The organism is Microcoleus sp. (genome assembly GCF_049646505.1).
Classification (GTDB): domain Bacteria; phylum Cyanobacteriota; class Cyanobacteriia; order Cyanobacteriales; family Microcoleaceae; genus Microcoleus.
In genome coordinates this window covers 1-9,960 of sequence record NZ_JBARVX010000225.1, presented here as the reverse complement: position 1 = coordinate 9,960, position 9,960 = coordinate 1, and the positions used below count along the sequence as shown (strand labels likewise).

Here is a 9,960-nt window from a genome sequence, read left to right as displayed (position 1 = left end):
ACCTGTAAATGTTACAAAAATTTAATAATCTGAGAATAATCTCGATCGCCAGAAGTAAAGAAATTTTGGGGTGACTGCCAATTTATTGTCGTTTTGAAGCCGGACGCTTCAGAATAGACTTATTAATTTTATATTAAGGATTGCCTGAAATTTTCATATTTGCTGATTCAGGGTACTTATATGCAGATAAATTATACTTATAGGATGCAAAAATAAGAGGGCTGGCAAAGAGTCTCCAACCCTCTTGTCTAGAGGGTTTTGCCTGTAGAGAAGTAGAGAATCGGTGTTAACCGCCCGGTATTTTTTTTAGTGATTAAAGCTGGTCAATTTCCCAAGCTGCTAAAGGAAGTTTGGCTTGGCGCTGTCCGGTGGCTCTGGCTCTGACATTCAAAAGACCGATCGGCGTATGTAACAACTCTACCAGATCGAGGCGGGCGAGATCGCTTTTAGCCACAGCAATCGGTAATTCCTTTAACAGCCACCTAGCCAGCCGATACAAATATTCTCCTGGCGTAAATTCACGCATCAAATCGACACCGTGGAGTTCGTGCAAATATTTATTAGATTCGCCGTAGCGATACCATTGACTTTGCAACTGTTTTATTGTAGAACGGTGGCGGTGTCGGACGATCGCATTTTCGGCAAAATACATTTTATAGGATGTTTCTCGCAAAATCCGCCAGCACAAATCCGCATCGCCACCACTCGTAAGGTACGGGCGAAATAAACCTACTTGCGCTAAAACTTGTCTGCGTACAGCTAAGTTAGCCGTTTGACCGTAGGCACAAAAAGGGTGAGCGAGAGTATGTTTTTGAGATAAAGTATTGTCGCGGGCTGCGTGTTTTTCTAAGAGACTATTACCGGGGAGGGCGAGAATTTCCCCCGCGCTAATTCCTACTTCTAAGTCAGCAAAGGGCTTAACTAAATTTTCCAGCCATTGAGTTTCGGGGCGACAGTCTGCATCGGTAAATGCAATGATTTCGCCTGTGGAGGCGCGAATTCCTTGATTGCGGGCGGCGTAGGAACTTTGAATCTGGTTTTCGGTGAAGTGGCGAATGGTTATTCTATCCAAATTGCCTCCCCCCCTTAGCAAGGGGGGGACTGAGGGGGGGTTCAAGTTTGTAGCTGTTTGGATAATTGCTGAAGTGCGATCGCGACTGTTGTTGTCTACTAACAGATATTCTACACTGTGTGGCGGATAAGTTTGCGATCGCAGACACTCGATTAAATCCGGCAAATCCATCTCACCGTTATAAACAGGTACCACAACCGAAACAAGGGGTAAAAACTCCGCACTCTTCATTAATCCTCTCTGGTGGTTGTTGAGTCAATCAGGAGTAAAGTCCTTACTGCGAACCAGTTTTTTTTTACCTTTTGTGAGGCTTTTTTAAAATCTAAAAGTGGCAAAATGCCCGTTCCAAAACTGCATAGAGTTCTTGTGGAACGGGCATATTATTTGTTTTTTAATATGGCAGAAAACATCAGCTACATATGCTGTAAAGTCTATTAATAATCCGCTGTCAACTATTGCTTGTCAACATCAAAATCATTAACACTAACACCCCGTTAGTTAAGTAAAAGATACCAACAACCTGAGTTTCCAGCCAGCCGCACAGTTCTAAATGGTGGTGCAGGGGAGCCATTTTTAGCAGGCGCTTGCCGATGCCATCCGGGCCTTTTGTAGCTTTGTAATAGCCTACTTGAGCAATTACCGACAGCGTTTCTATAAAGAAAATCCCGCTGATAATTAATAATATCCAAAGGCTGTTTGTTAATAAAGCTACCGCACCCAACGCACCTCCCAAAGCCAAGGCCCCTGTATCGCCCATAAACACGCGGGCTGGATTGCGGTTGTGAGTTAAGAAACCGAGACAACTGCCGCTGATGCAGGCGCAAAATATCATTAATTCTGGCGAAGTTGAGGCTACAGATGCGCCTAATCCCAAAAGTGCGATCGCCCCTAAACCTGCCATCAACCCATCAACGCCGTCGGTAAGATTAGTAGCATTGCTTTCAGCAACTAACACAAAACCCGCCAGCGGCCAAAACAGCAAACCCAAAGGCAATACCCAACCGAAAGGCAAAGCAATGTTAGTAGAAATAGCGGGATTGTGGAACATCAGCCACAGACAAAATAAAGCGGCAAAACCTATTTGCAAAGCCAATTTGATCCGAGGTGAAATACCTTTATTCGACTTGCGGCGGAGAATTTGCCAGTCGTCCAGCCAGCCGATGAAACTGTAAGCTAAAGTTACAGCCGATACGGCAACAACATCTGAGTTAAAATTCGACAGCAATAAAGCGATTGCGACTCCCGCAGGCACAAAAAATACGCCTCCCATTGTCGGCGTTCCCGCTTTTTTTAAGTGGGCTTGGGGGCCGTCTTCGCGAATTATTTGTCCTGCTTTTAGTTGCTGGAGTACGGGAACTACTAGATAGCCCAATCCCGATGCCACTAAAGCACAAACAACTAGCGGCACAAATAGCGATGCAGGCGAGTTCAAAAGTCTACCCGCTGCTACATCTAAACCGATCGCTACAATGCCGAGCCCCAAACCCAGCAGCAGGAATAAATTCCTGCCTGTAAGTTTGAAAGGCATACTAAAAGGGATTCTCTCATCCACAAAGTTATCCATATCACTCCTGGCCACACACCATTTGAAAACAAACAATTGACAGTTGGGGAATAGGGCGCGATACCGGAGATTGCGAAATCTCTGAGTTTTTCTTCCCTATTTCCGGTTGATTCTTTCACCCTTGTACCAGCTATTCGTCGCCTGCACCCGCATCCTCTTCTGCCTCTTCTTCATCATCGTAAGGATTGTCGTCAACTGCCATCAGTTCGGGAAATTCTTCTTCGTTGAGATATTCGGGTTCTTGGACATCCCTTGCTAAGAGGCGATTGTTAGATTCCAACCAGCTTAAAAGAGATGATTGCTGCTTTAATGGAATTACGTCCGCAGGCAAGTGGCGAGGGATTTGGCGCAGAGATGGGTTATACATGATTCTCGGTTTCTAAAGAGAAAGAGGCGATCGACTAGAGGTAATTTTTTGCCGAGTGACTGCTCTTGCGATAGAGTGCTTGCAACTTCGGCGTTTAGCAGGGCTAGGGCATTATACCACAGACACTGTTTGCTTCCGGATCGGGATAGAATGGCAGACCGAAAAGGAACTCGCCCCAAGCATCGGCCTCAGAATAACACTAAAATCCGCTCTTGCCAATCCTTTTTTAGGTATAAGTATGGTCAGCCGAGACGATCGCATTTAAGATATCCCAAGACAGGCGGCGCTGTGGCAAGCGGCACATTCACCCAGTCTCCCGGTTTTCGATCGAACCCTGATGGCAAATACCCTCTACCTTTTTAAGTCAACTCTCAAGCAATAAATCTCAGGATGGATACAACGGCAGCCGTTTTATACAACAAAGAGGGTTACGACACCACAGGAAAGAGACTTTTGGGGCGTCATGCAGCCGGAGAAGGGTTCCTCAAAAGCTTAGTTCAATACGGCACCGCTGACTCGCTTTACTGTTGCACAGACAGCAAAAAAACCTTTGAGGAGTTTTGTTCGCAGATCGAACCTTGGCTGCAACAACCTCGGAAAGTCCGCTGGATTCCCTTACAGCGGTCGGATTTGCTGTCTCAACCGGGCACAATTTATCGACCCGATCCCGCCCTTGCGGATCTGGTTTGGGCGCGCAGATTTGTCGATCAGCGGGCCTACAGCGTTTGCGGCGTTACTCACACGATCGGTACAAAATACGTCATGGAGGCGATCGGCAATTCGATCGCCGCACCGACACAGCCTTGGGACGCGCTGATCTGCACCTCTGCCGCCGTGAAAACAGCAGTAGAAGGAGTTTTGACGCAGTGGTCAGAATATTTAGCGCAGCGCAACGGCGGTCAACCGGAAATTTTGATTAAATTGCCAATTATTCCCCTAGGAGTCGATTGCAGCGCGTTTCCGCAGGGTGTGGAAGCAGTTAACAGCCGCCGCCAACAGCGACAAGAACTCGGCATTTCGGCCGGCGATATTGTTGTGTTGTTTGTCGGCAGATTAACTTTTTCGGCAAAAGCCCATCCCGTACCAATGTACATCGCCTTAGAACGGGCAGCACAGCAGACCAAAGCTAAAATCCACCTAATTCAAGCCGGTTGGATCGAAGATCCGAGAGAAGAACCCGACTTTAAAAATAGCGCGCAAATCTTTTGTCCCTCGGTAAATGCTATTTTTTTAGACGGCAGAAAGCCGGAAGTTAGAATTAATATTTGGTCGGCGGCAGACATTTTTATTTCGCTTTCCGACAACATTCAAGAAACCTTCGGACTGACACCAATCGAAGCAATGGCTAACGGACTGCCGGCCATAGTCTCTGATTGGAACGGATACAAAGAATCAGTACGCCACGAAATCGACGGCTTCCGCATTCCCACACTGATCCCGCCGCCAGAAGCTTGTTTGGATTTAGCCATAAATTATCTCGACGGTAGTTTGAATTGGCCGACTTACATGGGTCATACTTCCTTAGCCACAGCAGTTGATATTGATGCTTGTACCCGCGCTTTGTGCCAATTAATTGACAGCCCGGAATTGAGAAAGCGGATGGGCGAAAATGCGAAACAAAGGGCGAGGGAGATTTATGATTGGAAAGTAGTAATTGCTGCTTACGAACAGTTGTGGCGGGAATTAGCAGAAATTCGGATTTCTGCACCGGAATCGGCACCTTTAAAACCGGGGAAACCGCCTTATCCGCTAAGCGACGATCCGTTTCGGGTGTTGGGCCATTATGCGACGAGAACTTTAACCAACGATATGATGCTGAGTCTGGGTGCGATCGCCACACCAGAACTTCTGAAAGAGTTGCAGACTATTTGGTTTAGCAGTTTCGGTCAAGACCGAAGAATGTCTGTTAAGATTCAGATGGAGATGTTAAAGGCGATCGAGCAAAAAGGTACTGTCAGCGCGGGCGAAATTCTCAGGCTTTATGCCAAAAACGAGCAAGAATTAGCACACCTGTATCGGACGCTACTCTATCTCGTGAAATTTGGTGTGTTAGTCATTGGGAAGGGGTAATGGTTGATGCTAAATCGAATAAGATTAGGCGGTTGAAACCGCTACTACACAAACCAAGTCGGCCTCCGCCGACTGAAGATTAAAATAAATGTAGGATTGTTATACCCACAGAGAAGAAGGCGGGTTTTGCCATTTTTTTAGTCAGTTGTATCATAGATCCTCTTCTAAACCCGCCCCTACAAAATGCTAATTACTGCTGACCAATGACTAATGACTACTGACTACTGACTCTTAAAAAAACTATGCTTAAAAAATCTGGACTATTAGAGATAATTGCTGGTAAAAATCGCGGTTTGTTGGCGACTCCAAACGACAAACAGGCTATTTTAAGTGCGATCGCCCAATTGGAAGATTACAACCCCACATCTCGCCCCGTCGAAGCTGCAGAGCTTTTAGAAGGTGATTGGCGGTTGTTGTACACCAGCAGCCGCGCCCTGTTGAATATTGACAGTTTTCCGCTGTTAAAATTAGGTCAAATTTATCAATCCATCCGCGTCAAAGAATCAAAAATCTATAACATTGCCGAAGTTTACGGATTGCCTTATTTAGAAGGAATTGTCAGCGTAGCTGCGAGATTTGAGGCTACCTCGGAACGGCGAGTGCAGGTGAAATTTGAGCGGTCGATTTTAGGTTTAAGCAGGTTGATTGGCTATGAATCTCCGGCAAAATATATCAATCAGATTGAGTCGGGGAAGAAGTTTGCTGCTGTAGATTTCAAGCTGGATACTCGCGAACAGCAGGGATGGCTGGATATTACTTATTTGGATGGCGATTTGCGGATCGGGCGCGGCAATGAAGGAAGTGTTTTTGTGTTGACAAAAGAGTGATTTTGTGATTTTCGATTGAGTGCGATCGATCTTTTGCTTGAAAGTTGCGATCGGTCTAAAATGATACCGGGAGGGATACAATCATGACATCAACTATCAAAGAACCAATGGGCAAAATTACCACAACACTCAAAATCACCAATCGCCTCGACCAAGGTAAGGCAGAAGATAATCTAATTCCTGCCGATCGAGTACGTTCTATTACCCTAAAAAATGTGCTGGTAGATACTGGGGCGACTACTTTATGCTTGCCGCAGGATGCGATCGCCCAACTCGGTTTAAAACTCCTGAAAACCGTGCCTGTAGCAACGGCAACAGGCATCGGTACAGCACGCATTTTTGAAGATGCAAAAATTTCATTAATGGGAAAAGACGCAACTTTTGAGTGCATAGAACTGCCCGCAGGAGCCGATCCGTTATTGGGTGTCATCTCTTTAGAAGCATTAGGAATTGAATTGGATTTGCAGAAACAAACACTCGTGCTTTTGCCGCTGAGTCCGACGGCTAGTTATTTAAGAATTTGAATTTAGCAGTTAGGAAATAACCTAAAATGCAACTTATTGTTACTCCGTCTGTTTTGTCTGTTCTTTGTTTTCTGCCGGCATTGACTTTCTGACAGCTAGCACTAACTCCGCTTCGGTACATCGATACAAATCCCGCATTCGGAATACTTGCCAAACTTCCATCTTTGGCAATGTTCGACCCTTTTCCCAGTTGCGAATTGAAGATTCAGCACATTCTAGTATATGTGCTACGTCTATAATTTTCAGCCCCGCACGTTCTCTTAAGGCTCTCAGATCCATAGCTGACCGAACCTTTTCAGGGACAAAACGTTAAGTTTTACCGTTAAGTATTGACGTTTGCGACCGATTTGATGTTTAATCATAGTAGTAGAGGCGTTAGTCGATTTCTGGCAAGAGACTTACTAACGCCCTTTCCTGTACTCCTTACGAATACCACACGATTATGCCACAAAACGGTTATCAACAGGGATTCTGTGCGAATCAAGAGGGCGATCGCGTACCAAAAACGCCTTTACCCTTGGGCGATCGCCAAACTCATGCCAAATATGCAGCGCGCGATTGTGGGGCGATTTCGCAGTCGATCGGATGCTGACGGGCACTTGCTGTGTCTGCGTCAACTCATGCCTCAAGCCACGCTTGTCGTAATCTTTGACTTGCAGCCAGACTTAGAAGTACCAATTGCTGGGCCGACAGCAATTCGATAAACACCGCATCAAAATCTTTATAACCGGGTTTTTTGCGGTTTTTGCGGGCTGTAACGAGTATTTTCGCAAAAACCCGGTTTCTGGGCACCCAGCAGATAAATATCAACTTCAGTTAGGATAAAACTATCCTCAATTTGCTTTTAAATCATGACTTCTACAACTGCAAAATTCATCGTGTCTCAAGTGGGTGAAATTCCCCAATGGCAAGCCGCGACATGGGAAGATTATGTAGCAGCTTGCAAAGATCCGTCTTTGGAAGAAGCCAGAATTTTTTTTTATGAAGGATATCTTTGGATAGACATGGGAAATGAAGGAATTAATCACGCCAGATTTAACAACCTGTTGACTCTGGTGTTTTACACCTGGTTTGTCAGCAAAGGAGGACAAGCTTTCGATGATTTGGGTGGATGTGTAATTGAAAAGCCAAAGGTGGGAGGAGGTGCGCCCGATCGCATTTTATATGTCGGCGGAGATTTCATCCAGTGGCAAAAAGGTGAACCGCGCCGAGTCAATCTGAATAAATCGCGAATCCCGGATTTAGTGATAGAAACTTCCGATACTACTTTGACAAGCGATTTAGATCAAAAGAAGCGCTTGTATGCTGCTTTGGGAATTCCTGAGTATTGGGTAGTAGATATTAAAGGCGAGAGAGTTTTGGCATTTCGATTGAACGAGAATGGCAACTATCAGGAATGTGAAATTTCCGGCGCGCTGGAGGGATTGCCGATTGCTTTGCTGTCGGAGACTTTGAAACTTTTGAATCAGGGAAATGGAACGGCGGCGATGTGGTTCGCTCAACAAATTGGGAATTTGTAAATAGGAGAAAATGTATGACAACAACTGTAGTAGACATCGGGACTTTAATTATCCGCGATCGCAACCTTCGAGGCGGCCGTCCGATTATTGCTGAAACTGGTACTTCTGTCCGCCGCATCGCCGTTTTGTACAAGCAGGGTAACAGTGCGGAAGAAATTGCTAGGCTGATGACTCACTTATCGATCGCACAAGTTTATGCAGCTTTAACCTATTATCATGCTAATCGAGCAGAAATTGATACAGATTTAGCTGAGGAACAAGCAGCTTACGAACATTTAGCAGAGTTACACTACAAAAACCTCAAGACAAATTCATGAGCATTATTCTACTGCTGCTAGACGAAGATGCGATGAATTCGGCTCTGCTTGATGCTCTACGCCTGCGGGGTGTTGATGTTATTTCTGTTGCAGAAATAGGAATGCTGTCTCGCAGCGATGAATGAATTTTGTATTGGGCTCATGAAAATCATCGAGTAACCTATAGCTTTAATACTAGGGATTTTTATCGATTGCATACTGATTTGAATACGCGAGGGGAAGAACATCTGGGGATAATCTTGGGACAGCAGAATTATTCAGTTGGGGAACAATTGCGTCGATTGCTAAAAATTATAGCTAGTAAATCCGCAGAGGAAATGTACAATCAAGTCGATTTTTTAAGTGCTTGGGGTGAAGGATAAGCGATCGCCCTTAATGCTTCTCAAAATTTTCCGCGCTTTAAGCCAGAATTAAAACATATAATATTGTTCGCCATCATTGACTGGGACAGAGATTATTAGTAGGATACTGGCATAATTTTTAGAAATCAAGTATAATACTCTCTAATTATCTATTCACAGGTATCAAATTTAAGGAGACATAGATATGGCTGGCGATCGCAATATTCACATGGGTTCTGGTAACTATAACGAATCAATCCAAGGCAATTATATACAAGGCAATTTCATAAATATGGGTCAGGACTGATCTCAAGTAACTGCTCAAATTAAAGAATTATTAACTCAACTTCAAACACAGGGGTACACTCTACAAGATGCTCAGCAGAAAGTCGCTAGCGATTTAGTGTATCAGGCTAATAATGATTCTCAATTTAGAACCAACTTAGTCAAGTTAAGACAGTATTTACTTGATGGTGCTGCCAATGGTTTGATCGGTGAAGCAGCGGTAGGGTATTCAAGCTAGCGCTAGGATTATTAGGTATTCCTCTTTGAAGGACAGATAAGCTGTCGCGCATTTAATTGAGACAGCCTTGTGTATTCAAACTATTGTAGGGTGGGCATCCTGCCCCAAAGTTCAAGCTCAATGCAGAACAGCTTATTTCGCTAAATTAATGATAGGTAAAATAAGACAAATATTTAAGAGATTCAGTATTTTAATATCTAGGTTGCCAGGAAGTAAAAAGCAACGATATTATTTATTTAGCGTATTACTCGGACTAATAAGTTGTGCAATTGTTGGCCAGGGCATTCTGACTCTAACTAGGTTGGCAATTAGCCTTGTAGCATTTGGAATTTCTAAACTTTTATGGGATTTAGGTGCTAATACTCCACAAGAATCAAAAGTGAAGTTAGAAGACAATCGCAAAACTGGCGATCGCAATATTCACATGGGTTTTGGTAATTATAACGAATTTATTCAGGGCAACTATATCCAGGGAGACTATATAGAAATACAAGGTTGTTACATTAACACCAATCAGGAATTATCGGATGTCGTCGCAGAGTTTCGCGAGGTTGTAAATCAACTTAAAAATCAGGGATATAGTGCGGAGAAAGCTGAGGAGAAAGTAGCAAAAGATTTAGAAGAAAAAGCTCGTAATAACCCGAAAGTCAAAAAAAGAGTGGTTAACTGGGCAAATTCTTTCAATAATATGTCTACTCGAATTAATAATGAAGCAGATGCAGCTAGAGAAGTTATTAAATATGCTGCTTCTCAATATATAGCCTTTCTCAGAAAGATGAGGTGCTCTCGCGGGCATCGGGCATCGGGCATAGGGCATGGGGCATGGGGCATGGGG

12 protein-coding genes are annotated in these 9,960 nt (G+C 44.3%); 8 read left to right on the top strand and 4 right to left on the bottom strand.

The window, feature by feature from the left end; translation table 11 throughout:
* Positions 1–313: 313 nt before the first annotated feature.
* The 3 genes from WBA89_RS12240 to WBA89_RS12230 form a co-directional block, all read right to left on the bottom strand.
* A complete protein-coding gene (locus tag WBA89_RS12240) occupies positions 314–1,303 on the bottom strand; it encodes a glycosyltransferase (RefSeq protein ID WP_424406709.1) in 990 nt (329 codons plus the stop codon).
* 217 nt (positions 1,304–1,520) lie between these two features.
* Positions 1,521–2,636, bottom strand: a complete 1,116-nt coding sequence (gene mraY, locus WBA89_RS12235; protein ID WP_424406707.1) for a phospho-N-acetylmuramoyl-pentapeptide-transferase — start codon at positions 2,634–2,636, stop codon at positions 1,521–1,523.
* 130 nt (positions 2,637–2,766) lie between these two features.
* Positions 2,767–3,003 (bottom strand): DUF3134 domain-containing protein, encoded by a 237-nt coding sequence (locus WBA89_RS12230; protein WP_424406705.1) that lies wholly within the window; start codon positions 3,001–3,003, stop codon positions 2,767–2,769.
* Between the two features lie 390 nt (positions 3,004–3,393).
* Between WBA89_RS12230 and WBA89_RS12225 the strand changes: the two genes are divergently transcribed.
* From WBA89_RS12225 to WBA89_RS12215, 3 genes are all read left to right on the top strand, one after another.
* A complete protein-coding gene (locus WBA89_RS12225) occupies positions 3,394–5,073 on the top strand; it encodes a glycosyltransferase family 4 protein (RefSeq protein WP_424406703.1) in 1,680 nt (559 codons plus the stop codon).
* A 242-nt stretch (positions 5,074–5,315) separates the two neighbouring features.
* Positions 5,316–5,900 carry a PAP/fibrillin family protein gene (locus WBA89_RS12220; RefSeq protein ID WP_194010305.1) on the top strand — a complete coding sequence of 195 codons (585 nt, stop codon included), beginning with the start codon at positions 5,316–5,318 and terminating at the stop codon, positions 5,898–5,900.
* 83 nt (positions 5,901–5,983) lie between these two features.
* Positions 5,984–6,424 carry a retroviral-like aspartic protease family protein gene (locus tag WBA89_RS12215; protein WP_424406701.1) on the top strand — a complete coding sequence of 147 codons (441 nt, stop codon included), beginning with the start codon at positions 5,984–5,986 and terminating at the stop codon, positions 6,422–6,424.
* A gap of 39 nt (positions 6,425–6,463) precedes the next feature.
* Here the strand turns inward: WBA89_RS12215 and WBA89_RS12210 are convergent, their stop codons facing one another.
* Positions 6,464–6,703 (bottom strand): helix-turn-helix domain-containing protein, encoded by a 240-nt coding sequence (locus WBA89_RS12210; RefSeq protein ID WP_424406699.1) that lies wholly within the window; start codon positions 6,701–6,703, stop codon positions 6,464–6,466.
* Positions 6,704–6,897: 194 nt separating this feature from the next.
* Here WBA89_RS12210 and WBA89_RS12205 point away from each other — a divergent pair, with 194 nt between their 5' ends.
* The 5 genes from WBA89_RS12205 to WBA89_RS12185 all read left to right on the top strand — a co-directional run.
* Positions 6,898–7,128 (top strand): hypothetical protein, encoded by a 231-nt coding sequence (locus WBA89_RS12205; RefSeq protein ID WP_424406697.1) that lies wholly within the window; start codon positions 6,898–6,900, stop codon positions 7,126–7,128.
* Positions 7,129–7,275: 147 nt separating this feature from the next.
* Entirely contained in the window at positions 7,276–7,944 is a 669-nt protein-coding gene (locus WBA89_RS12200) for a Uma2 family endonuclease (protein WP_424406695.1), read from the top strand.
* Positions 7,945–7,958: 14 nt separating this feature from the next.
* A complete protein-coding gene (locus tag WBA89_RS12195) occupies positions 7,959–8,261 on the top strand; it encodes a DUF433 domain-containing protein (protein WP_424406693.1) in 303 nt (100 codons plus the stop codon).
* On the top strand, positions 8,258–8,386 hold the full coding sequence (locus tag WBA89_RS12190; protein WP_333240138.1) for a hypothetical protein: 129 nt from the start codon (positions 8,258–8,260) through the stop codon (positions 8,384–8,386). The genes WBA89_RS12195 and WBA89_RS12190 overlap by 4 nt, the downstream gene beginning before the upstream one ends.
* Positions 8,387–9,192: 806 nt before the next feature.
* A partial coding sequence (locus WBA89_RS12185; protein ID WP_424406690.1) for a hypothetical protein occupies positions 9,193–9,960 on the top strand: 768 nt, incomplete at its 3' end.

What these genes read in the sequence shown, in the direction of transcription:
- WBA89_RS12215 (WP_424406701.1), top strand. Translation starts at nt 5,984, where the DNA reads ATGACATCAACTATCAAAGAACCAATGGGCAAAATTACCACAACACTC.
- WBA89_RS12200 (WP_424406695.1), top strand. Translation starts at nt 7,276, where the DNA reads ATGACTTCTACAACTGCAAAATTCATCGTGTCTCAAGTGGGTGAAATT.
- WBA89_RS12190 (WP_333240138.1), top strand. Translation starts at nt 8,258, where the DNA reads ATGAGCATTATTCTACTGCTGCTAGACGAAGATGCGATGAATTCGGCT.
- mraY (WP_424406707.1), bottom strand. Translation starts at nt 2,636, where the DNA reads ATGGATAACTTTGTGGATGAGAGAATCCCTTTTAGTATGCCTTTCAAA.
- WBA89_RS12240 (WP_424406709.1), bottom strand. Translation starts at nt 1,303, where the DNA reads ATGAAGAGTGCGGAGTTTTTACCCCTTGTTTCGGTTGTGGTACCTGTT.
- WBA89_RS12195 (WP_424406693.1), top strand. Translation starts at nt 7,959, where the DNA reads ATGACAACAACTGTAGTAGACATCGGGACTTTAATTATCCGCGATCGC.
- WBA89_RS12220 (WP_194010305.1), top strand. Translation starts at nt 5,316, where the DNA reads ATGCTTAAAAAATCTGGACTATTAGAGATAATTGCTGGTAAAAATCGC.
- WBA89_RS12225 (WP_424406703.1), top strand. Translation starts at nt 3,394, where the DNA reads ATGGATACAACGGCAGCCGTTTTATACAACAAAGAGGGTTACGACACC.
- WBA89_RS12210 (WP_424406699.1), bottom strand. Translation starts at nt 6,703, where the DNA reads ATGGATCTGAGAGCCTTAAGAGAACGTGCGGGGCTGAAAATTATAGAC.
- WBA89_RS12230 (WP_424406705.1), bottom strand. Translation starts at nt 3,003, where the DNA reads ATGTATAACCCATCTCTGCGCCAAATCCCTCGCCACTTGCCTGCGGAC.